General features: G+C 53.9%; 17 protein-coding genes. 2 read left to right on the plus strand and 15 right to left on the minus strand.

Annotated elements, in window-relative coordinates; translation table 11 throughout:
* Window positions 1-36 precede the first annotated feature (36 nt).
* From F1381_RS24680 to F1381_RS24755, 13 genes are all read right to left on the minus strand, one after another.
* On the minus strand, window positions 37-906 hold the full coding sequence (locus F1381_RS24680) for a carbohydrate ABC transporter permease (protein WP_151737492.1): 870 nt from the start codon (window positions 904-906) through the stop codon (window positions 37-39).
* 13 nt (window positions 907-919) lie between these two features.
* Window positions 920-1,885, minus strand: a complete 966-nt coding sequence (locus tag F1381_RS24685; protein ID WP_151737493.1) for an ABC transporter permease — start codon at window positions 1,883-1,885, stop codon at window positions 920-922.
* 208 nt (window positions 1,886-2,093) lie between these two features.
* Window positions 2,094-3,605 (minus strand): response regulator transcription factor, encoded by a 1,512-nt coding sequence (locus tag F1381_RS24690; protein ID WP_151737494.1) that lies wholly within the window; start codon window positions 3,603-3,605, stop codon window positions 2,094-2,096.
* Entirely contained in the window at window positions 3,602-5,416 is a 1,815-nt protein-coding gene (locus F1381_RS24695) for a cache domain-containing sensor histidine kinase (RefSeq protein ID WP_151737495.1), read from the minus strand. The genes F1381_RS24690 and F1381_RS24695 overlap by 4 nt, the downstream gene beginning before the upstream one ends.
* A 146-nt stretch (window positions 5,417-5,562) precedes the next feature.
* Window positions 5,563-9,396 carry a glycosyl hydrolase 53 family protein gene (locus F1381_RS28485; RefSeq protein ID WP_187355552.1) on the minus strand — a complete coding sequence of 1,278 codons (3,834 nt, stop codon included), beginning with the start codon at window positions 9,394-9,396 and terminating at the stop codon, window positions 5,563-5,565.
* 145 nt (window positions 9,397-9,541) lie between these two features.
* The gene (locus F1381_RS24720; RefSeq protein ID WP_151737545.1) at window positions 9,542-11,122 is read right to left on the minus strand and encodes an ABC transporter substrate-binding protein; all 1,581 of its coding nucleotides are present in this window, start codon (window positions 11,120-11,122) and stop codon (window positions 9,542-9,544) included.
* Window positions 11,123-11,191: 69 nt separating this feature from the next.
* Window positions 11,192-12,064: a carbohydrate ABC transporter permease gene (locus F1381_RS24725; RefSeq protein WP_425495294.1), complete on the minus strand. Its 873-nt coding sequence runs from the start codon at window positions 12,062-12,064 to the stop codon at window positions 11,192-11,194.
* Between the two features lie 72 nt (window positions 12,065-12,136).
* A complete protein-coding gene (locus F1381_RS24730) occupies window positions 12,137-13,063 on the minus strand; it encodes an ABC transporter permease (RefSeq protein WP_151737496.1) in 927 nt (308 codons plus the stop codon).
* Between the two features lie 252 nt (window positions 13,064-13,315).
* Window positions 13,316-14,875, minus strand: a complete 1,560-nt coding sequence (locus F1381_RS24735) for a response regulator (protein ID WP_151737497.1) — start codon at window positions 14,873-14,875, stop codon at window positions 13,316-13,318.
* A 45-nt stretch (window positions 14,876-14,920) separates the two neighbouring features.
* Window positions 14,921-16,657 carry a sensor histidine kinase gene (locus tag F1381_RS24740; protein WP_151737547.1) on the minus strand — a complete coding sequence of 579 codons (1,737 nt, stop codon included), beginning with the start codon at window positions 16,655-16,657 and terminating at the stop codon, window positions 14,921-14,923.
* Window positions 16,658-16,742: 85 nt separating this feature from the next.
* Window positions 16,743-19,124: a beta-galactosidase GalA gene (gene galA / locus F1381_RS24745; protein ID WP_246188190.1), complete on the minus strand. Its 2,382-nt coding sequence runs from the start codon at window positions 19,122-19,124 to the stop codon at window positions 16,743-16,745.
* A 174-nt stretch (window positions 19,125-19,298) separates the two neighbouring features.
* On the minus strand, window positions 19,299-19,700 hold the full coding sequence (locus F1381_RS24750; protein WP_222850486.1) for a dihydrofolate reductase family protein: 402 nt from the start codon (window positions 19,698-19,700) through the stop codon (window positions 19,299-19,301).
* 172 nt (window positions 19,701-19,872) lie between these two features.
* The gene (locus F1381_RS24755; RefSeq protein ID WP_151737498.1) at window positions 19,873-21,063 is read right to left on the minus strand and encodes an MFS transporter; all 1,191 of its coding nucleotides are present in this window, start codon (window positions 21,061-21,063) and stop codon (window positions 19,873-19,875) included.
* Window positions 21,064-21,247: 184 nt separating this feature from the next.
* Here F1381_RS24755 and F1381_RS24760 point away from each other — a divergent pair, with 184 nt between their 5' ends.
* Together F1381_RS24760 and F1381_RS24765 are read left to right on the plus strand one after the other, a co-directional pair.
* Entirely contained in the window at window positions 21,248-21,793 is a 546-nt protein-coding gene (locus F1381_RS24760) for a TetR/AcrR family transcriptional regulator (RefSeq protein WP_151737499.1), read from the plus strand.
* Window positions 21,794-21,821: 28 nt separating this feature from the next.
* The gene (locus F1381_RS24765) at window positions 21,822-23,033 is read left to right on the plus strand and encodes a chromate transporter (RefSeq protein ID WP_151737500.1); all 1,212 of its coding nucleotides are present in this window, start codon (window positions 21,822-21,824) and stop codon (window positions 23,031-23,033) included.
* A gap of 87 nt (window positions 23,034-23,120) precedes the next feature.
* On the opposite strand, the gene F1381_RS29015 is transcribed toward F1381_RS24765, so the two are convergent.
* Together F1381_RS29015 and F1381_RS29020 are read right to left on the minus strand one after the other, a co-directional pair.
* Window positions 23,121-23,690, minus strand: coding sequence for a DUF3502 domain-containing protein (locus F1381_RS29015; RefSeq protein WP_246188191.1), 570 nt, complete (start codon window positions 23,688-23,690; stop codon window positions 23,121-23,123).
* Window positions 23,648-24,535, minus strand: a complete 888-nt coding sequence (locus F1381_RS29020; protein WP_246188192.1) for an extracellular solute-binding protein — start codon at window positions 24,533-24,535, stop codon at window positions 23,648-23,650. Before F1381_RS29020 ends, F1381_RS29015 begins: the two co-directional genes overlap by 43 nt.
* Window positions 24,536-24,709: the final 174 nt, after the last annotated feature.

Here is a 24,709-nt window from a genome sequence, read left to right on the forward strand (position 1 = left end):
TTTCGTGTAGTTTAAATATGGAGAACGTCCGGCCCGTTACCCTTTAATCGAACCGAGCATAACACCCTTTACGAAATACTTTTGCAGCAGCGGATACACCGCCAGGATCGGAACAATCATGACAATGACCGCGGCGGAACGGATCCCTTCCGGTGTCATGGTAGCCAGCATGGTCGGGTCCGCGAAGTCCTGAATCATGGATGTGGATTTGATCATGTTCTGCACCAGAACGGTCATATTGTATTTCGCGGTATCGTTGATATAAATCATGACGCTCATGAAGGAGTTCCAGTAACCGACTCCGTAAAAGAGGGCGAGCGTGGCCAGCATCGGCTTCGACAGCGGCAGAACAATCCGCAGCAGAATCCCCGTCTCCCCGCAGCCGTCGATCTTGGCCGCTTCATCCACCTCTCCAGGCAGCTGCTCGAAGGCGGAACGCATCAGCAGCATATTGTAGGTGCTGACGAGACCGGGCAGCCACAAGGCGGCGTAGCTGTTCACAAGTCCGAGATTCTGCACCACCAGATAGGTTGGAATCAGCCCGCCGTTAAAGATCATTGTGAACACCATCGCCAGGGTGAAGAAACGGCGGCTGTAAAATTGCCTTCTGGATAAGGGATAGGCCGCCAGGATGGTAACGAGCATACTCAGCGCCGTTCCGACTAAAGTAATCTGCACACTGTTCCAGAAGGAACGCATGATCGGTGTTCCTGTAAACAAGCTTTCGAAGGATGACAGGCTCAGCTCCACCGGCCACAGGGTGACCTTCCCACTGGCCACCGCATCCGCTCCGCTCAGCGATAAAGCGATTACGTTCAGGAGCGGTGTGATACAACTTAGCGCAATTATCGTCAACAATACATAGTTCATCAGATAGAAAAGCTTCTCACTTTTGCTGTCCCGCATCGGGTGTTCCTCCTTACCAAAGACCTTGGTCAAATTTACGGGCGATCGTATTAGCTGTAAATACCAGGATAAACGCCACCAGTGATTCAAATAATCCCATCGCCGTAGTCAGACTGAACTGCGCCCCCTGCAGGCCGATCCGGTAGATGTAGGTGCTGATGACATCGGCAATCTGGTTCACATTGGCATTCTGCAGCATGAACACCTGGTCAAAGCCGACCTCCATCACCCGGCCCATCGACAGAATGAGCAGCAGGATAATCGTCGGACGGATGCCGGGGAGGGTGATATGCCAGATTTGCCGCAGCTTGCCGGCCCCGTCCATTCCCGCTGCTTCATACAGGCTGGGGTCGATTGCAGACAGAGCGGCCAAGAAGATGATGGCATTGAAGCCCATGTCCTTCCAGATGCCCGATCCGACAAAGATGCTGACCCAGGACAGCTTCTCGTACATGAAGGGATAAGCTTCACCGGTAAGCTGTTCCACAATCCGGTTGACCAATCCGTTCTCCATGGCAAACGCCGTGCTTACCAGCATGGCAATAATGACCCACGACAAGAAATGCGGCATGTACACTATGGTCTGGACGGTCCGTTTAAAGGCCATGTTGCGCACTTCATTGAGCATAATCGCCAGTATAATCGGAACCGGAAAGCCAACGGCCAGACTCAGCATACTGAGCATCAGGGTGTTGCGGATAATTTCCAGGGTCCGGGGGTCCTGAAACAGGACCTCAAAATAATGAAAGCCGACCCATGGGCTGTTAAATACCCCGTCGTAAAAGTTGTAATCCTTAAAGGCAATGACCAGCCCGCCAATGGGGGCGTACCGGAAAATCAGATAAAACAGGATGACCGGCGTGAACATCAGCAGCAAGGGGATGTTCGTTTTGAAGCGTTTCCATTTCGGCCCGCTGAATCTCCCCCCTGCTTCAGGACCGTTCGTCTGTGCAGCCGCAGCTGCCTTTGCAATCTCCATCACGTACTCCTTTCCCATCGCACTCTCTTTGTTTATTGCTTATACATTGATTGTACCGGGTGCGCCCGGCTGGAACTTTTAATTTCCTACGATGTTTTTTTGAAATTCTACACATTAAAGAGCCGCCCGGCGTGCAAGGCCGGGCGGCTCCAGGAGCCTGTTATGGAACTGTGTCTGCTGGCGTCGCGTTCCGGCAGTCTGGTGGTCTCTACTCTCGCCGGTCCAGCGCCCGCTTGCGGAATTCGCGCGGCGACTCCCCGGTGAGCTGCTTGAAGACAACGGTGAAATAACTGGAATTATCGAAGCCGACCTGCCCGGCAATATCCGTCATCCGCAGGCGGCTGCGCTGCAGCAGCAGCTTGGCTTCCTCGATCCGCAGCTGGGCGACATAATTCGTAAGGCCGGTGCCGATCTCTTTTTTGAACAGGTTGCTGAGATAATTGGGCGTGACATGTACATGCGCAGCGACGGTCTGCAGCGAACAGTCCTCCTGATAATGCTCTTCAATGTATTGCTTGGCCTGCAGCACGGCGTTGTCCTGCTGCCGGTTCAGCCAGTCGCCGAATATGCCCGTAAACTCTGAGCATTTCTCCCTGGCCCAGGACACCAGCTCCTGCACCGACTGAAACTTCAGAATCAGGGAAGGGCTTAATTCTTCGCCCGCTACAGCTGCTTTGAGATGTTTGAAATCGGTCAGCAGAATACTGGAGAACACGGTAATCAGGGTATAAATTCTTGATTTGCAGGTCTGCAGTCCGGTGGAAGCCGCCTCGTTCACATAATTCTCCAGCCTGCGTTCCGCCGCCGGCAGATCGCTGGTCACAAGCAGCGCCAGCAGCTCCTCCTTCAGCAGCGCGAAACCGTCGATCGTTGCCGTCTCCGCCATTCTGCCGTTTCCTTCACCCGAATGATCCCCGTACTGCCGGGCGAGATCGGCAAACCGCTGCACCGCTCCCAGCTCCAGCCAGCTTGAATTCAGCTCAATGTAGCGGCGTAAAGCCTCCTGGACATCTATGCGGTATGTCTTCGCGCTGGAGCCGGGCTTCAGCAGGAAAGCAAAAGCTTCCTTGCGCAACGGAAAATAAAGCCCTTCTACGGCATGCCTCTGCAGCAGCTCCTGCAAAATATTCGTTGCGGCATAATGCAGAAGGCCGATGTCGCCCGGAGTATAGGGTTTGCCGGGCAGCTCATAGCCATGAACCTGCAGGATACAGAAATCGGCTCCCTGCCATTGCCGTTCCCAATTCTCCCGGAGAGACCGTTCGCAGGGCAGCCCGAATAACGCCGCCCGGAACAGCCCGGTCTGCTCTTCCTGCCTGGCGACCCGGCGTTTCAGCTGCTTCAGCCGCAGCTCCTCATAGGCTTTACGGAAGACACGGTAAGCTTCATCCAGCGAGAACGGCTTCAGCAGAAATTCCACCGCTCCATAGCGCAGCGCGCGCTGGGCATACTCGAATTCCCGGTAACCGGTCAGAATAATCACCCTGATGTCCGGATGATGGCGGGACAGCCATTCCATGAACTGCAGCCCGTCCATTACCGGCATATTGATATCCGTTATGATTAAGTCCGGCTTGTACATGGCAACCGCCTGCATGGCTTCTTCCCCGTCAGAGGCTTCGCCGACCACTTCCCAGCCCAGCTGGTTGCCGGTAATTAATTGCACCAGTCCCTCCCGGAACCAGATCTCATCGTCTACGACAAGCAATTTCCCAATCACGTCTCTTCACTCTCCTGCAGCCGGTAGGGCAATTTCATGCGCACCAGCGTTCCTTCGCCGGACACCGACTCAAATTCAACGCCATAGGGAGGCCCGTAGGCCAGCTCAATCCGCCGGATCACGCTTCCTGTCCCGATCCGCTTCCGTTTATCGTGTATATGCTCCGGGGGCGGATGCAGAATACTTTCAACCGTGTCCGGGGCCATCCCGCTGCCGTTGTCGCTGATTTCCAGAACAAGCAGCGGATCGGCGACTTCCCCGGCAGGCTGGAGGCGGCCGCTAATCAGGAGGCGGCGGTCCGTCTTTTTATTGCGGAAGCCGTGAACGAACGCATTCTCCACAATGGGCTGCAGCAGCAGCCGGAACATACGGCAATCCAGCAGCTCCTCCGGTACCGTAATCTCAGCGGTGAGCGAATCCGGGGACCGCTCCTTCTGGATGTCCAGATAGTTGTTGATCTGCCGGAGCTCATCCCGCAGCGTCGTCATTTGCTGGACCGGCTCCAGGGTATACTGCAGCATTTCCGACAGGCTGTTAATCAGGCGGGCCGACCGCTCATCACCGAGCCTGTAGAACTTCCAGAAGAACATGCCCAGCGTATTATACAGAAAATGAGGATTGAGCTGAGCCTGGATCGCCTTCAGCTCCGCTTCTTTCTCGTTCAGCTTGCGTTCATAGATTTCATAGATCAGATTCTCGATATGGGCGGTCATATTGTTGAAGCTCTCGCCCAAATACCCGAGCTCATCCCGGCTGCGGATTTCTATCCGCGTATCGAATCTGCCCTCCCGCACATGCCTCATACCCCGCACCAGACTGCCCATCGGACGCAGCAGCATGCGGCTGATCACCGTAATAATGATGCAGAGGCTGACCAGACTGGCCAGGGCCGAAGCCACCGCCACCTGCAGAATCACCCGGCTGCCGCTTTGAATCTGTGCCAGGGATACCCGGCTCACCAGCGTAAATCCGACCTTCTCGGACTCCTGCCGGGTGTACATGTAGGACACGCCATGCTCTTTACGCACCATGTTGCCCGCTGCCGGCATTCCGGCCAGAACGGGCGTCTCCGGGTTGTCCGTGCCATTCAGTGTGTAGACCAGCCGGCCTTCTCCATCGAATAAGTAAGCTTCAGTATCCTCATGGATGCGCAGATCCTTCATATGGGATTCAAACAGCGAATTGTTGAACAGGATCAGCATGATCCCGTAGGTATCCAGCTCCAGCGTACGCATCAGCCGGCCGGCCAGCACCACATTGGCGTTGGCGGTATTCGCCGGCAGGAAATCGCTTTCAACAGCGCGGCTCCAGACGTACTCTCCGCCGGTCGGCGCAAGTCTTGTCATCATATCGTCCATAAATGAGTCTGTAAAATTATTGAACCGGCCGGAGAACGAACCCAGGTTCAGAATATTCCCTTTCAGGTCATAAATACGGATCCCCATAATCTCCGGCGCGTCCAGACGGACCTGATAGATCTCCTTGTCGAGCAGCTGTTCAAGCTTCATCCGTTCATAAGAGCCGGAGCCTTCACTCTGCTCCATGACCGCCTGGCTGACCGACGGATTCAGCGTGATATAATCGGTCACCCGGTACATATCATTGACCCGCGAATCCAGTTGGGCCAGAATTTGCTCTGTGGTCATATAATATTGGCGGCTGACCTCTTCGTTGAACAGCGACAGATGGATGCGGTACGTAATGATGCCTGTAATGCTGGAAATCAGAATATTGGCGGCCGATAGGGCAATAATCAGCTTGGTGCTGAATTTGAAGCTTCTCCCAAACGCCCGCCGCCTGTTATTCGCCATGGCTCACCTCCGGCTCAAACCACTCTATGGTCTTCCAAGATTCATCTATACATTGTATGGCTTATCCCTTGAAAGTCAATATTCTCCTGCGGCAAAAGCGCCGGAAATGCTTCCGGCGCCTTCTCACATTGAGCTTATCTCTTACCTTACTTGATAGCGTTGTATACCATTTGCGCAGCCTGTGCCCGGGTAGCATGGGCCTGAGGGTCCAGACGGTTATTGTCTCCCGCAATGAGGCCTGTTTCCACCAAAGCCTTCATCGCCTCCTGGGCATAGACGGATACAGCGGCTGCATCCGCAAAGCTGTCATAGCTCTTTACACTTTCCCCGCCGGGCAGTTCTCCCAGCTGCTTCAGAATGTTATAGAGCATAACGGACATATCCTGGCGGCTGATGACAGCCTCCGGCTTAAATTGATTGTCACCGGTACCGGACACCAATCCCAATTTACGTGCAGTGCCCACATAGCCGGAATAGTATCTGTTTCCGGCATCGGCGAAATTACCGGTGATGGAGGCATCCGTTTCGATTCCGTAAGCGTTCATGACCATCATCAGGAAGTCTGCCCGCGTCACCTTGCTCTCCGGTGCAAATTCATTTCCGCCTACACCGTTGGCAATCCCACGTGCCGCCAGATAAGCAACCGCATCGTTAGACCAATGCCCGGAGCTGACATCACTAAATTTCACTTCGTTATAACCTGCCGCATAACGGGACAGATGACGGGTCTGAAGGTTTACCGTACCCGAAGCAGCATCGTAACCTCCCCTGACAGCCTTCAAGCTGCCAGCCTGGTCGATATAATAGGCAACAATGGCGTTCATCTGTGCACCCGGCTTAGGAACATACGGCAGGCTGATCTGGATTGTCCCGCCGTTAAATTGAGTCATTTCAGCGGTACCTGCCTTAACCGAAACGTCAATTACAGGCCCGTCCCCGATGCTGCTGCGGACCGTCTCCGGGAAGCCGGAGACGGCAAGCTTCGTTATACTGAACTCGCTATCCGCTGCCGCACTGTTCATAGCTGCTACCGATTGATGATCAAATGTGACTGAGGCAATGCCTGTGTCCACCCTTAAATCGGCTAATGTGCCATCTGTCAGCAGCTTGAGAGCTTCCTTCGGAACAGACAAATGGATAGCCTGTTCATTGGCTGCGGCCTCCAGCTTGAGTTCAATAACTGTCTTCTGTCCGGCTGCTTCTGAAGCTTTAGCCTTTTCGATCAATCCGCTGATGACAGCCGTATCCAGCTTAGCCGTGGATACACCAGTTGCGGCATCGGTTGTCGCCTTGACCGGCACGCTATAGACTGCGGTGTTACCGATAACGGTAACGGCTGGCTCAGCCGATACAGCACCGCTGCCTCCGGCAGCGTTCCCGGAAGAAGGATTGCCTGTTTCTCCGCTGGTTGGCGGAACCTGCGTCTCCGGCTGTGGCTCTGGCTGCGGCTCTGGCTGTGGCTGCGGCTCTGGCTGCGGCTGCGGCTCTGGCTGCGGCTCTGGCTGTGGCTGCGGCTCTGGCTGCGGCTGCGGCTCTGGCTGCGGCTCTGGCTGTGGCTGCGGCTCTGGCTGCGGCTCTGGCTGCGGCTGCGGCTCTGGCTGCGGCTGCGGCTCTGGAGCGTCGCCGGTCTTCACCAGCACGAAGTCGTCATAAGAGCCCCAGTTCTTGGCTTTGGCATCCAGGGCTACCCCTATCTTCAGCTTGCCGTCTGTCACCTTAATCTCTTCAATCGATGCCTGGTTCCACACATTCCAGCCCTTATTCGCAAAGCTGGCGGTTAACGGTGTCTGCTCACCGGCAACAGCGAACAGCTCGTTCTGCACTTCATCACCGGCGCCTTGCGACCAGGCCGTCAACGTATACGTTCCATTCGCCAGGCCGGTAAGCTCCTGGTAGGCCTCAAAGGTATAGGCTGTCTCCTTCCAGAAGCCAAGCGATTTGGTTCCGGTGTAAGCGGAGCCCTCAGTCAACGGCGTAGCGTCAGGAAGGGTCCATCCTTCCGGCGTACCGTCTTCCTTGACATTCTCAAAGCTTGAGTTGATTACAGGATTCGAATCCACCGTAAAGTGAACCGTATACGTTCTTGTCCCGTCGCCCGTTACAACTACCTTGGCGGCGCCAGGCAATGCAGCCGCCTGAGTAATCTCTGCGGTTCCTCCCACCTCGGTCGCCGCCGCTATTACCGGCAGTGTATCCGTACCATAAGGCAGAACTACATGATACTCCTGAATCTTCGGATCGAAGCCGGAAACCGTGACGCCATTGACCGTTAAATCTGTCAGCTGGGTATTGTCTATTTTTTTCAGCTCGAAGTGGTCCAGATTACCCCACTCTCCATCGGCCAGCTTATAACGGGCGCCTACGGTCAGCGTTCCATCCGTGACTTCGATATTATGGATCGTCGGGTTGCTCCATTCTCTCCAGCCGGTATTGGTGAAGCTCTGTGCCGCATCTCCGGCGAAGATCTCCGATACTTCTTCACCGCCGCCGCCGGATACCCAGGCCGACAAGGAATAGGTTCCGCTTTCCAGCCCCGTGACGGTCTGGGCTACCGTGAATTCGGCAGGAGACGGACTGTAATAGTGCAGTGCCGACGATCCGGAGTACACGTCATTTTCGATCGTGACCGCGCTTTCATCTCCTGTCAGGGTCCACGAATTCAATCCGTCCTCAAACCCGGGGTTATGGATCAGATTGGAGCTGGGGATAACGGTTACTTCGCTCACCGCCTTAAACCCGCCGTCATAGGTTACCGCCGTAACTGTCGCCGTACCGGCTGAAATCCCGGAAATCGTTCCCTTGTAAAGGTCCACTTTGACCACATCCGGATTGGAGCTGGTAAATTTCACTCCCTTGTAGGTTGCATTCGCGGGACTGAAGACAGCGGTCAGTTGATCATTCCCGCCTACTTCAACCGTCGTCTGCAGCTTGTCCAGCGTTACCGATTCCACCGGATAGCGGTTGATTTCTTCCGCACCGTCCATAAAGGCATCCATGGCAATGGTCGGACTGCCATCCCGGTTCCAGGCGGATAACGGGTAGTCGAACATAATTCCCGTAGGCTCCCAGTAGAAAATACCTGTTCCCCGTTGGTTTGGCACAGCATGAAGTTTATTTTGCACGGCAACAAGCATGTTGTGAACGCTATCCACATCCTCGGACACGTTCCCTCCGACTTCAACGATCATCACTTCCTTGCCGTAATTCTGCTCAAGCTTATTCAGATTCGCACTCAGCTCATCAATCGAGGAGGTATAAATGGCATCCGGGTAATAAGACAGCCCTATGATGTCGTAATCGCTGTCCTGAAGACCGGCGGCTACGAGTCCGGCATAGAAGGAATCAACCCCCGCTTCCGCCCCGTTTGCCCGATGGATAATCACCTTGATGTCGGGAAATACCGATTTGGCTGCACTGGAGCCCGCCTGCAGCAGCTGGACCAGATTGGAGATATTACTGTAGCTTCCCAGCGGATGCAGCATGCCGTTATTGATTTCGTTGCCGATCTGCACCCATTCCGGAGTAACGCCTGCTGCTTTAAGCGCATTCATGACTTCGGAGGTATATTCCGAGACATGGACCTTGAGTTGCTCCAGATCCGCGTCCGCCCATGCGGCTGGCGTAATCTGCTTTCCAGGGTCCGCCCAGCTGTCGCTGTAGTGGAAATCAATCATCACCCTGAAGCCGAGAGCGCTTACACGCGAAGCCAGCGCAACTACTTCTTCCGTACTGTTATGTCCATTGGACGGATCATCCGAAGGATTCACCCAGGCCCTGATCCGGATCGAGTCGATGCCATGATCCTTCAGGATCTGCAGCAGATCCTCTTCCTGCCCATTGTCATTGTAGAATTTATATCCCAGCGCCTCCAGCTGCGGCAGCCAGCTGATATCCGCGCCTTTGGCGAACGTTGCGGGAGCGGCGGAAGCTGCCGCCTGTGCCGGTGCACCGACAGGTACTGTAGACAGAAGCATTGCCATGAATAGAATAAGGGCGAGAACTCTTTTCCTGCTTTTCACCTAATAACCTCCCCGAGTGATGTTGTAAATACTGGAGCCACTTACCTTGCTTGTATAGTAAAGGCTGCTCCAAAGCATAGCTTTGGAGCAGCCCGGAAGCATGACTTTATTGCTGTTGAGCTGCCAGGAATGCATCTACCTGAGACTGCATTTCGGCTTGAACCTTATCGATACCGGCCGATTTCAGCTGCTTAATCAGATCGGCCTGGCCTTTCTCCAGATCGTCGATCAGACCGTATTCCAGCGGAATGGCATAACGCAGCATTACGTTACCGATGTTGGCCACTTCGTTCTTCACGTTCGCCGTATCAAAGACGAAGGTTTCCAGCGGGAAGTGGTACACATTGGCCTGCCATTCGTTGAACATATCGTCGGCTTCCTTCGGATACGCTGCATCCTGACGGTTCAGCGGGGAGTTCCAGCCCCAGTTCGAGAACCCGGTGTAGTTGGCAGCTGCAGGACCGGCAGTGTACTTGTCATCGCCTTCCGGATTGTAGTGCGTTCCGGCGATGCCATACATCGTCAGGTCGTGAATTTCCTTGTCATTCTGCAGCAGGTCGATCAGCATCAGCGCACGCTCCGGATTCTTGGAGGTGGCATGGATGGACATACCGTTCTGGGTGGCGATGGCGGCGATTTTCTTCTTGTCCGGTGTCAGATCGGCAATGCCCAGCTCAACTTCCGGTTTATCCCGGCGCATTTCAGCCAGGTTGGCGGCTACCGTTCCCAGATTGTGTGCATAGGAGGACACCTTTTCGGCTTTGATATCCTGCCATACGTCATTTTTGTTGCTGACTACGTTCTTGGACCAGGCGCCATTGTCGGCCAGGTCTTTGTAGTATTTAAGAAGTTCGGTGAATTCCGGCGTGTCATAGATGTTGAAGATTTGACCCGAAGCATCGTCCAGCTTGTAGGCCAGCGGCAGCAGGTTGGCATCCACCAGATTGAAATTGTTGTTTTGCTCCAGCAACGTCTGGTCCAGTTCATGGAATTTCCAGCCATCGGCAGGCTTTGCTCCGAAGGCGTTGATTCCAGATTCTTCTTTAGCAACCGTTTTCAAGTAATTGGCGTAAGATTCCGGGCTGTTGATTTCAGGAAGATTGTACTTCTTGCGCAGATCCTCACGGTACAATACCACTTTATCGGTTACTTCAACATTGTTGTTCGGCACCATGTAGATTTTGCCGTCTACCTTGGCCTGATCCCAGTTTACTGCCGGCATGTTTGCCCAGGTCTGCGGCATATACGTGGACAGCATATCCTCAGTCAGCTCGAGGAAACCACCTTTCAGCGCCTGGTCATTATAGAACGCCCAGTTCGCGGTGTACACCAGGTCGAAATCCTCATTGGCGGCAAATTTCAGCGGATACTTCTGTGTCCAGTCCGCCCAGTCCAGGAATTCCGTCTCTACTGTAGCGTTGATCTTCTCTTTCAGGATGGTGTTCAGCTCGCCGAATACCTTATCGTAGTCACCGGGCTGGCCGCCGACCAGGATCATCTTCAGCTTGACTTCCTTGGATGTATCCGGGGCGCCGGAATTGGCGGCTGCCCCTTCTGTAGCATTAGCCGGAGCGTTCGTTGCTTCTGCGCCGGTATTGGCGGCATTGTTTCCGCCGCAGGCACTGAGAATCGAGCCCAGCGCCATCATAGTTGCCAGTGTAACGGAGAGTTTCTTTTTCTTAGTCATCATGACCTGTATTCCCCCTGTTGATGAATTGGTTTGCAGAAATATATTGATAACCGGGTTGCCCCGGAATTATCCTTTGACAGCACCGATGGTCAGACCTTGAACGAAATATTTCTGGATGAACGGATAAGCAAACAGTATCGGCCCGGTAGCGACAATCGTCATCGCCATCTTGAGGCTTTCCGTCGGCAGATCGGAATTTACGACCGCCCCGGAGGACATCATTGCTTTGCGCATACCATCCATGTTGCCCAGCATTTTGTACAGGTAATACTGAAGCGGCATCAGCTCGGACTTCGAAATATAGAGCAGCGCGTTATACCAGTCATTCCAGTAGGCCAGGGCGATGAACAATCCGATGGTTGCCAGTGCCGGCTTGGACAACGGAATAATCAGCTGCAGGAAGATCCGGAAGTCGCCGGCCCCGTCGATTTTGGCGGATTCCGTAATCGCATCAGGGATACTGCTCATGAACGACTTCATGACGATGATATAGAACACGTTCAGGAGCATCGGCAGAATCAGCACCAGCAGTGTGTCCTTCAGGTGCAGGAAGTTAATGATGAGCAGGTACGAAGGCACCAGCCCGCCGCTGAACAAGGTGGTGAAGAAGAAGTAGAACGAGAAGCCCCCGCGCCACTCAAAATCTCTCCGGGACAGCACATACGCCGTCATCGAGGTCAGAAACAATCCCAGCGCCGTGCCGATGACCGTAACCGTGATCGTCACGCCATAAGCTCTCAGCATATCAGCCGGATACTTGAACAGCAAGCTGTACGCTTCGGTAGAGAAGCTGGACGGGATTAGCTGGAATCCCTTCTCTATAATTGAGCTTTCTTCGCTTAGTGATGCCGAGATCACCAGCAGGAAAGGCACAATGCAGAAGATGGCAAGCAGGGTAAGGGTAACGTATCCGACGAGGGACAGCGTCAGCCTGTCTATATTGGCACGCTTGTGTGCCTTGGTTGCAGGAATTTTTGCCGTAGTTGAACTCACTTGAGCTACCTCCTTTTTCTAGAACAGTGCGCGGTCTTTATCGTATTTGCGTACGGCATAGTTCGCGAGCATGATCGTCGCAAAGCCCAGCAGGGACTGATAGAAGCCGGCCGCAGCGGACATTCCGATTTCATTGGAAGTGGTCAGCGAGCGGAATACGAAGGTGTCGATAACGTCGGTGGATGAGAACAGCAGGCCGTTGTTGCCGACCATGTTGTAGAACATCCCGAAGTCGCCGCGGAAAATGTTGCCGATCGCCAGCAGCACCAGAATGATTACGGTAGGAATCAGGTTCGGAATCGTAATCTTCATAATGCGCTGGAAGATGTTCGCACCGTCAATTTGGGCCGCTTCGTACATTTCGGTATCAATGCTGGTGATGGCTGCAAGATACATAATTGTTCCGTATCCCAGCGCCTTCCATGCGGATACAATGACGAGAATAAACGGCCAGTAGGAGGCAGTATTGTAAATGTCCACCGGCTGCATGCCCAGTCCCTTCAGCAGCACATTCAGCGTGCCGACATCGAAGTTGAACAGATTGTAGGCAATGGCGCCGACTACAACCCAGGAAATGAAGTATGGCAGGAACAGTATCGTTTGTGTGATCTTCCTGAACCATTTTCCCGCAACTTCGAAGAGCAGGATACCGGCAAATATTTGCAGTACATTATTCACAACAATAAAAGCAATATTGTACAGCGCCGTGTTGCGTGTTACGCGCCAGGCATCCCCGGAATCAAAGAAAAACTTGAAGTTGTCCAGCCCGTTCCACGGACTGTGAAAAACACCGCCGCTGTAGTTGTATTGTTTGAATGCCAGCACGATCCCCGCCATCGGTACATAGGCGAAGATCAGAAAAAACAGCACCGCCGGCGTCAGCATCAGAAGCAAGGTTCTATGTTTCTTGACCTTATACCAGAACCCGTATTTATTCTGCTTCATCTCGAATCCCCTTTCCTGTCCTCAATCTCTCTATGTAATTAGTATAAAGAGGCCGCAAGGCCTTGTGGATTGAGCAAGCCAACAAATCCTAATACTTTTCCAACGATGATATAAAAAAAGCCCCACAAAGTAGAGCCTTTACATGGAGGCTGACTCAAGTACTTTGCGGGGACCCGAAGATTCTTAAATTTTTATATGTTAAAGAGAACGTTGCCCAGGCCGCTCTCTGCGGTCCGGGCAACGTTCTGCTCGCTATACTTTATGTTTCTTGCGGTATTCCCCCGGCGTCATCCCGGTCAATTGCTTGAATTGCCGGTTGAAATAGATCAGATTCTTATAGCCCATGCGTTCGGCAATCTCATAGACCATGAGGGTGGGATCTCTCAGCAGCTCCAGCACCCGGCTAATCTTGCGCTCCTTCACGTAGTCATTGAAGGGCAGGCCGTAATCTTCCTTGAACAGAAACCCCAGATAATTGGGCGTGAAATTAAAATGGGCAGCTACTTCCTTCAGCGTAATCTTCTGCTCCAGATTCTCCTCCACATACTTAGTCACTTCATCAATCAGTCTGCGCTTCTGCCGCTGCCGCTTGACATACAGCAGCTCCGACAGTTCAAAGAACCGGCGTCTCATCCAGGACAGAATGTCATGTATGGTCTCGAACTGGAAGAGGATTTCCGGCTGATGGGATTCCCACTGGAGCAGCTCGTACAGATTCTCGTTCTGCTGCTGCAGATCGGCATGCAGCTTGGAGGTGATCCGGATGATCAGCTCATAGACATCCTTCTTGCCGGCATGCAGGAACAGCTCCAGCAGCCGGTCGTCGATGGCCACCAGATCGTATTGAATAATGGCCTCCAGCAGCTGGTCTACCGTCTGTTCCACCTGGGCGCCGGGCGTCCCGCGCGGCACCGGCTCCAGATTATCGCGGATCAGGCGGTTCTTGCCGAGCAGCCATTTCGCGCTGAGTGCGGCCAGCGCCTGCTGATACGATTCATGCAGGCCCGCTTCCGTCTGGGCGTACCGGCCGACGCCGACGGTCACAGTGAACAGCGAGGACTCCGCCGCCTTGCGGACCAGCTCTCCCAGCAGGTTCAGGAAGCTGTCCTCCGGCAGACTGCCCAGTATCACGAAGCGGTGCTGCGGAGCCGCAATCAGGGTCCCGATCTGGGCCTCCTCGACACCAGCTTTCATCCATCCGGCCATTTGTCGCGTCTTCGCGCGGGCCTCCTCTTCGGACAAGTCCTTGAGCTTCCATTCCAGGTCATCGATCTCCACAATCGCTGCGGCCGTTCCCTTGAGCAGCAGCGGAATCAGGGCATTGCGCAAATGCGGCTCGGCGGGCTCCGGGTCCAGTTCCTCGAACCAGCGCAGGATCAGCTCCTTATGGATCAGCGACAGTGCTTCGTTGAAGGACCGGTTCTGCTCCCGCTCCTGTTCAATGGAGAGGCACAAGGACTTCAGCATATCGTACAGGTCCTTGGCTTTGACCGGCTTTAGCAGATACCCGGAGGCATTGATCTCAATGGCTTCCTTGGCATAGCTGAAATCCTCGTGGCCGCTGATGAAGACAATTTTCGTCTTCGGATCAATCTCCTTGGCCCGGCGCGCGAACTCCGTTCCGGTCATAATGGGCATGCGGATGTCGGACAGGATCACATCCACCTGCTCTTTTTCCATAATCTTCAGGGCATTGAACCCGTTATTGGCTGTCCCCACTACTTCAATATCCAGTTCACTGGCCAGCACTCTGCGCCGCAGCCACTCCAAATCCACAGCCTCATCGTCCACCAGCATTACATTGATGCTCATTCCATTCACTTCCTCCTGTGCCTGTAAAAGATGCTGCCCGGTAATCTATAAGAGGAATTGCTCTTCTGTCTCCTGGCTCTCCTTAAGACCGGCGGGAAGCAGCAGCCGGACCGTAGTGCCCGCCCCGTAGATACTGGCAATGGTCACGCCGTACGGCTCCCCGTATCTCAGTCTGATCCGTTCGTGTACGTTCTTAACCCCAAACCCCCCGCCGGTTGTCGGTCCCTGCATCATCCGCTCGACATCCTCCGGCCGCATGCCGATGCCGTTATCAATTATCTTCAGTTCAATGGCGTCGCCGATTCTGCGGCCGGTCAGCCGGATCGCGACGGATTCGTCAAACCAGGCATGCTTGAAGATATTTTCCACAAAAGGCTGCAGCACCAGCTTGATCACCTGCATATGCTTGATGTCCTCGTCCACATCGACATACAGCGTGAAGGCCCCCGCATATTTGACCCGCTGGATGTCCAGGTAGGTTCCCACCTGCTCCAGCTCCTTCTCCAGCTCAATGTACACATTCCCCTGGTTCAGCGTCAACCTGTAGAATTGCGACAATCCCTCGACCATCTCCGTCACTTTGCCGATCTCCCCAAGATTGGCCAGGCTGCTGATGGTCGAGAGCGTATTGTAGAGAAAATGGGGATTAATCTGCGCCTGCAGGGCTTCCAGCTCCGCCTGCTTCTTCTGGATCTCCTGCACGTAGACTCTGTTGATCAGCTCCTGAATATTGGTTGCCATGTCATTAAAAGAATCGGCAATCTGCACAAACTCGTCATTGCCGGAAAAGTGGATCCGTTTCTGCAAATTCCCTTCCTGGAAGGAACGGATTAACCCGACGATCCGGTTCATCTTGCGCCCGGAGATCCGCGCTACGCCGAAACCGATCAAGGCCATGACCAGAAAGCCGATCGTACAGGCTACGATGATTACATTGCGCAGCCGGACGGCATCGCGGGTCAGATATTCCTGCGGCACCATCGCCTCAATAACGAAGTCACTGGCCGGAATCGGCTCATACAGGGTGAGAAACTGGTTGCGCTCGGCATCGGAATCGGCCGGCCCGCGCTGGAACAGAATGGACTCCTCCGTCTTCTCTACCAGCCTCAGGGTGATTCCTTCCTCCACAGGGAAGGTGTCGAAGCCGCCGAACAGATCCTCCAGCGAGACCGTAATCCGGACGAAGCCGATCAGCGTCTTGTTGTCGCTGAAGTTGACCAGTCTGCGGACATGGGAGAGATTGTCCAGCTTCCGGTCTGTATCCACCTGCAGCCAGACATTGTCCTGCCTGTTCCCCTCGAGAGACTGGTACCACCCGCTGCCCGATATTTCCTGCAGGGGCAGAATATAATAATCGCTGTCATAGATCGGTTCATTCAGGTTATCGCCGGATATAATTGTCAGGTCGCTGTTCGGCGAATAAAGCATGAACCGGATATCGTTGCCGAACAGCTGCAGCGGCGCCGTAATTTGCGGAACAATATCATCGATCATGGCCAGATAAATCTCGAACGGCGTCCCCTTCTGCTCCAGCGCCCGCTGAAACTGCGGGTTGCCGAACAGATTATCCGACATCCGCTGGATCTCGTCCATCTGGTAGCGGATATTATTTCGGGCCTGCTCCATCCCTGTCCGGATGTTGGACTCCGCCATCTCTGTTCTGGAATTCGTCAGCATGGTAATCGAGATATAACCGATGACAACATCGGTCAGGAGAACCAGCAGCAGGTAGGGAATCATCATTTTGTAAGTGAAAGGCATGTACTTCTTCAATTTTGGCATCACCTCGGCGAAACATCCTCTGTGTAGAATATCATTCTATACTATTATCGTTCCGCCGGCCCGAAATAAAAAGCCTCAGAAGAAATTAGCTATTATCCTTGAAATTGGCCTGAATGACCGTTTCCGCTCCCGCCAGCCCTGCCGACACAGCCTTCAATTGGATCGCGCCTTCTTCGGATGAGGTCTGAATGAGAGCCAGGCACCAGCCGTTAAATGCGCGCCGGAGCGTTGACTTGTCCGCCTCATGGCTGCTCGGGTTCCCGTTGCCTACGCCGAGCAGCTTCCCTGCTCCCGTCACCTCAAAGCGGATCTCGTTATCGGCGGTAGGTACGATATGACCCTGCCGATCCAGAACGGCTACGCGTACCGGAATGGTATCCGAGCCGTCAGCCCGGCCTTCTTGCCGGTCAGGGAATAAGGCAATCCGGTAAGGCTGACCCGCCGTTACCACAGCTTTCTCGGCAACCGTGAGTTTGCCGTGTTTACCGACGGCTTTCAGCTCGCCGGGCTCATAGTTAACCTCCCATGACAAATACCCGGTCTTCTCCACCTGCTGCTCACCGAGACTTCTTCCGTTGAGGCTCAGCTCCACGGTATCGGTATTGGCGAACACGCGCACCTCAATCGGCTTGCCCTCCGAGCCGGGCCAGTTCCAGTGCGGCAGCACATGGACCACCGGCTCCTCCTGCCATACCGCCTTCATATAATAATAGCTGTCCTTCGGAAAGCCGCACGTATCCATTAACCCGAAGTGCGAGTTGATGCACGGCCAGAGATAAGGCGTCGGCTCTCCCCGGTAATCGAACCCGGTCCACATAAAGACGCCGGTCAGGAACCGGTTGTTCACCAGATCGCTCCACGCCTGCTGGGGTGTACAGCCCCAGGAAGGGATATTCGTGCCGTATTCGGAGCAGTATCCTTTGGCAGGATCATCTTCATAGATGCCCCGGGTGGCCGTATAACTGGCGCATTCACTGCCGATCATCAGCCGCTCCGGGTGCTGCGCATGGTCGCGGAGGTCGAGGTGATCCCGGTGGCCGTAGTTGTACCCCGTAATCTCTACCGCATCATTGTAGCCGTTCTCGTACCAGCCATGGTTCAGGGCGGCGCAGGTCGGACGGGTCGGATCGATCCGGCGTGTCGTATCCGCCAGCGTCTTGAGAATACGCGCCCCCGTCACCGTACCTTCCAGCACCTCCTCATTCTCCAGGCTCCAGATGATTATAGAGGGATGGTTGCGGTCCCGGTAAAGCATCCGCTCCAGCTGGCTCAGCCCGTTCGGGCTGCTGTCGAGCTTGCGGTTCTCGTCCATCACCAGCATCCCGATCCGGTCGCAAATGTCGAGCAGCTCAGGAGTAGGCGGATGATGCGCACTGCGGTAGGCGTTCGAGCCCATCTCCTTCAGCAGCCGCAGCTTGTATTCAATCAGGCTGTCCGGCAGCGCCACGCCGACTCCGGCGAAGTCCTGATGGTTGCAGGTTCCTTTAATCAGCAGGGGTTCGCCGTTCAGGAAGAACCCTTCACCGGCATCAAAGCGGATGCTGCGGATACCGAATACCGTCTCATACCGGTCCAGCTCCTTCCCTTCACAAATCACCGTTGATTCTGCTTTATACAGATACGGTGTGTCCGGACTCCAGAGCTTGGGCTGCACTACCTGGAAGCTCTGTTCCAGCTCCGTCTCGGCATACCACTGGGCATGGGCATCTACCGATCCGGCACTGATCTGCACGCCGGTCCCATCATAAATCACCGTCCGGAGGGTTACCGGAAGGTCCTCCGTATACTCATTGCGGATGCGGGTGCGGATATTAACTGTAGCCTGTTCCTTGGCAACTTCCGGTGTTGTTACATAGGTGCCGTATTCGGCCACATGCACAAGGTCCGTGTTCTCCAGCCACACATGCCGGTAGATGCCGCAGCCCTCATACCACCAGCCTTCGCATTCGGTGGCATCCACCTTGACGAGAATAACATTGACACCCTCGTCGCCGTAGCGGAGCACATCGGACAGATCGTAGCTGAACCCGATATAGCCGCCATGATGCGAGCCGATCAGATGCCCGTTGACCCAGACCGTGGAGGTGCCGGAGACGCCGTCGAAGCGGATACGCCATTTGCTCCCCGCAGCTTCTGCGGGAAGCGTAAAGGTTCTGCGGTAGAATCCAATCCCGCCCGGCAAATATCCATGGCTGCCGTCCCTCGCACCGAGTAGTTCATCCTGAACATACTGCTGCTCCACACACCAGTCATGCGGCAGGCTCACCGAAGTCCATTCCAGCTTCTGCTCGCCCATTCCCCGGTCATGATACGCAATATCCAGCCACTCCCCGTCCCGGAGCACGCCCGCATCGGTAATGCCGCCGGTCATCCCGGCCTTCACCGCATAGGGAATCCGAATTTCCCCTTTATAAAAGCTCCAATCCTCATCCAATTTGCGCTTGTTTCTTACCGTCCCGCTTCTCACGTCTGCAATTGCCCCCTTGTTGAACTAGTACTTCATATTGTAGAGCAGATTGGCATTTCACAGTTAGTACAATGAGAATAATTAATAGGACAAAATGAACTACATGGGATTTTCTTTCCTAAACGGAACGAAAATAAGAACAGCCCTGACCGTTTATCAGAGGCTGTTCTTATTTTAGGAAAGCAGCAAATACCGTATCCATAGCCCGCCGTCGTCCAGTTGTTCCACGCTTTTCAGACGGAAATGAACGGGTCTGGCTTGCTGCAGCCCGGCAACCGGTTCAAATAGGGTCAATGGATTAGGCGAACCATCTGCAAGGGGGACTACCAGCAAACTAAGCTCATCGATTAAACCTTCGTTTAGGAAGGACCCGTTGATCACTCCCCCGCCTTCAAGGAGCAATTCGTCGATGAAGAATAGTGCTTTCAGCTTTTCTACTACTACTGTGAAATTCAACTGCTCTTTTCCGCCAAAAATATAGGAGATTCCAAGCTTCCTCAGATAAGCCAGATAAGCGTCTGATACCTGCTCCGAGAGCACCTCAATTATATGATGGCCCAGCCGGTCCGTCCTCATCGTCCGTAATCCTATTGGTGGTCCAGCCTAACTTTCCGGAAGGGTCTACAGCGACCGCATAGTTTTCGGCACCGGGATCCGCTACATAATCTGTTCCGGGAATAGCCGGAAGTGACAAATGATGTACGGTCTTTTCATATCCATTTCTGCCTTTCCTTTCTATGAAACAGCCTCATTCGATTACCAGCCCAGCTTCATGGCCTGCCGGACGGGATGCGTACCTGTAGTTTCTGAATATAATCCCTGCAAATCCAATAATCAGAGAAAGTAATCCTACCCATACCACATAGGCAGTCCCCATCTGAGCGATAAACACCCCGCCGATAGCCGAACCCACAGTTGTCCCTACATTGCAGGCGGAGATAAATAGCCCATTGGCAAAATCAGGCGCCTCGGGAGCTGAAGACATCACCAGATATTGATTGATGTTAGCCATGATCCCTCCCGCCAGTATCCCCCAAATGAACGTTACCATAGCCATAGGGACAGCAAACTGGCCGGTAAAGAATACTAGAAGATAAACGGCAGCCATCAGCAGCGGAAACATGACGACTGTCTTCGCAGCACTGTGAGTCAGAAGCTTTCCTGCGACAAGATTCCCGATCATATTGGCTCCGCCAAAGATAAACAACGTTAATGTGATCGAATGGGGAGACATATGGGTTACCGATTTCAGATATTCTGTCAGATAGCTGTATACGCCAAACACTGCCGAGTTTAGTAAAATAACAATCACCAGGGAAATCCATAAGACCGGTTTCCTCAGCACCGAGAATTGGGAGCCATAAGAAAGCCTTTCTCCAACGGGCATCGATGGCACAAACAGGAGGGTAGCAAGGAGCACGGCAGCATTGACAATCCCAAAGAAGGCCATCGCCATTTCATACGAGACAGCGCTGTCGATAAAGCTGGCAATCGGTACCCCGGCTACCATGCCGGCCGAAATGCCAATGAACACTTTGGCGACGGCCTTAGGCGCTTCTTCTTTACTTACTGAGGAAGCAGCCGCCGTGAACGCCAGAGAACAATACACAGGATGAAACAAAGCCGGAATAATGCGCGCTATTAACAGAACGGTAAAGCTGGAGGTCAGGAGAGATACCAGATTGGCAACAACAAACACGGCCAATACAAGGACCATGACCCTCTTGCGGTTGATTCCCGAGAACAGCAACGGCATGACCGGCCCCGATATGGCGATGCCCAAAGCAAACACGCTTACCAGCAGCCCGGCCTGCGTTACACTGACATTAAAACGCTCGGCAATGGAAGGCAATAAACCGATCACACCCATTTCCGTATTTAAGATCCCGAAGACGCCTATGGTTATTATAAAGAGTAACAACCGGTTTCCTTTAGCCAAAATTACAACTCCTTAGAATAAAATTAACATCAGATGTTTTATCAAATCATCTTGTTTAAACAACTCGTGTTTATTATTATAGATTTTGAAGGTGAACATTCAATGGTTAATCCTCTGCCGTTTGTTGAGAACTCAACACAAACAAGAAATATGTCAATTTACACGAAAGCCTGGTGGAATATTCATGGTAAAATTAGACCGGCGGGTTGCCAAAACACAGGAAGCTTTGAAAAAAGCAGTGATCGATTTAATGAGCATTAAAAGCTTTGATGAGATTACCATTCAAGATATCGCAGATCAGGCAAACGTAAACCGGGGAACCATCTATCTTCATTATCAAGATAAGTATGATCTGCTCGACAAGCTGATCGAATCACATATGAATGAACTGGGCGCCATGGATGAATGGGCCTGCAAGCTGGACTGGAGCAATGGGCTTGTCCCTTTTTTTGAGTACTTTGAGAACAACCATTTGTTTTTCTCGACGATGCTGGCCAGCAAAGGAGCGCCTTCCTTCAGAAACCGGCTTCTGGATTACGTGATGGAAGGATTTAAGGGTGAGATTGACCGGGAAAGCGGCAGAAATGCCGATTTAAACGAAGATGTTATGCTGGAGTATACGGCTACCGCTTACGTCGGGGTCATCGAGTGGTGGATCCGTAATAATATGCCGTACCCGCCGCAAATGATGGCCAGGCAAGTGGGGGCATTGCTGGAGAGAAGCTTGTAGATTACTGCACAGGGGAGGAATACCGGGCGTGGAGAGCAAAGCAAATGCAACCTCTTATGTTCCAAAAAGCAAGCCGCGGGCACTTCTGGAGGTATTGGCGGTATCAACGAAGCTGGGGTTGACCTCCTTCGGAGGGCCAATTGCTCATCTCGGTTACTTTCACGAGGAGTATATCCGCCGCCGCAAATGGCTGGACGAACGAAGCTATGCGGATCTGGTGGCGCTATGCCAGTTCCTGCCCGGCCCGGCCAGCAGCCAGGTAGGCATCGGAATCGGCATCCTCCGCGCCGGATTATGGGGCGGCCTGACCGCTTGGCTCGGCTTTACGCTTCCATCCGTCATTTTCCTGGTTCTATTCGCCTTCCTCCTGCAGGGGTTTGATATCAGCAGCGCAGGATGGATTCATGGCCTTAAGCTCGTCGCCGTCGCCATCGTCGCCCAGGCCGTCCTGGGCATGGGGCAGAAGCTGTCGCCTGACCGCAACCGGGCTACGCTCGTCATCCTGGCCGCATCCGTAACGCTATTGTGGCAGACAGCATTTACCCAGGCATTGATCATCCTGGTTTCGGGGATCGCTGGCATGCTGGTGTACAGGAGCCAAGCTGTCGCCGAGACACCCGGCCTGGATGTTCCCGTTAGCCGCAGATTTGCCGTTCTTTGCTTAAGTGCCTTTGCGGGCCTGCTGATTCTGCTGCCGCTGCTCCGGCAAACGGTTGCTGCGGACGGGCTGGCGTTATTCGACAGCTTTTACCGGTCGGGGTCGCTGGTGTTCGGCGGAGGGCATGTCGTGCTTCCGCTGCTTGAACGGGAGGTTGTCCCTGCAGGCTGGGTAAGTGAGGCTGACTTTCTGGCAGGATACGGCATCGCGCAGGCAGTACCCGGGCCGCTATTCACCTTCGCTGCGTATTTGGGGGCGGTGAGCCATGGAGCAATGGGCGCCATGATCGCGACGGCGGCTATTTTCCTCCCTGCTTTTCTGCTGGTTGCTGGAGCGCTGCCCTTCTGGAACGCCCTGCGGAAGAGCCCTAAAGCTCAGGGGGCGCTGGCCGGAATCAACGCCGCCGTGGTCGGCATCCTGCTTGCGGCGCTGTATAATCCGCTTTGGGTTACCGCGGTGTTGTCTCCTGCGGATTTTGCTTTGGCGTCCATTCTGTTTCTCCTGCTCGTCTTTTGGAAGCTGCCTCCCTGGATCGTTGTCGCTGCCGGTGCCGCTGGCGGTACCTTGCTCGGCTTCCTCTGACGGAGTCTGCCGGTTGGACTGCAAATCAACCCGGATAACAACCGCACATACCAAGAAATCCGGGACATTCCGTCCCGGATTTCGACTTCATTTCTTCGCCGCCAGAAATGCGCTGGTCTGCGCCTCAACCTCCGCTCTCACTTTGTCAATTCCTGCGGATTTCAGCTTGTCATTCAGCGTTTCAAATGCTTTGCCTACATCCTTGACGGCTCCGATCGTGATTGGCAGATAATATTGGGACGAGACATTCTTGAGATTGGCAATTTCCGATTTCACCTTTTCCGAATTAAAGGAGAAGCCCAGATAGGTGACGGGAGCCAGGAAATCTTTAATCGAGTTGTTCAGCTCAATGTACGAATCGGTCCAGGAGGCATCGGGTTTGAAATAATCCTTATTGACGAACCAGAACCCGGCGGCATCGGCCGGATATGTATTCGTCTCGGGAGTTACGCCTTCCGGTAGGGTCAGCTTACCGTCCGCCGTCACCGCATAGTGCTTGCCCTCAATGCCGTAGTACGTCAAATATACATAGGCTTCATCCTGCATGATCAGGTCGAGCGCTTCCAGCGCCCGCTCCGGATTCGCTGAATTCGCGGCAATGGCCACACCGTTGTTCAGCCAGCTGCTTGTAGGAGCATGCCCCGTGGGGGAAAGCACGGCATGACATAGGTTTCAATGCCTTTGTCTGTGCATGCGGCCAAGGTGGCTTGAATATCAATGGAATTGCCGAAGGCAGCGCCTGCCTTGCCCTCGACGAAATTATCCTTGGACCGGACCTTGTTAGAGTACGGATTCTTATTCACATAGCCGGCATCGTACCATTTCTTCATCGTCTCCGCCGCATATTGGAAGGCGCTTTGCACAGGCTCATCGGTGATGCTCAGTATTTTGCCCGCAGGATCCTCATTGTCGGTGAACAGGCCAACGGCGGACGGATCGCCGGAGTCAATCGGTGCACCCTGGAAAGCAAACTTCTCGCTGACCAGTGCCCCGAACGGAGTCGGCAGGTCATACTGGGAATCCAGGTTCAGCGGAATCATATCGGGATGACTATGCTTGACTGCAGCCAGGTACGGCTCAAGCTCAGAGATTTTTGTCGGATTGACCAGTCCCGCCTCATCCATAATATCCTTGCGGAGGACAATAACATTCACTTTGCGGTCAGGTGTGGTCGTCGGAATCATATACTGTTTGCCGTTGACCTGTGCCGCCTGGTATGCAGCCGGGTCCTGACCCGCATAGTATTTGGGCATATTCGTCTTAATCATATCCTCGGACAACTCCAGGAAAGACCCCTTATTCGATTCCGAGACATAAAAGTTCCAGTCCGCGGCAAAGACAAAATCGACATCCTGGCCGGAAGCCAGAATCAGCGGATATTTGGAAGCCACATCTCCCCAGCCGATATAGTTGATTTCCAGCGTAGCGTTAATGTCCTGCTTCAGCTTCTCGTTGACGGCCGCCATGACCTCCGGCATGCCTTTGGGCGCTTCAACGAGCAAATAACCGACCAGCCGGCAAAATCGCTCCAGCGGTCCCCGGCGAACAGAATCGTCGTTCCCGCGCTGCCCTGCACAGGGACGAAGAATCCGGTCTGCGAGACATGGGAGTAGTCTTTCTCCGAACCCGCTATAATGGATTCTGCCGAGTACGGCCCTTTAATATTCGCCGCAGAA

This window comes from Paenibacillus tengchongensis, from assembly GCF_008973665.1.
In the GTDB taxonomy this organism is placed as follows: Bacteria; Bacillota; Bacilli; order Paenibacillales; family Paenibacillaceae; genus Paenibacillus_AQ; species Paenibacillus_AQ tengchongensis.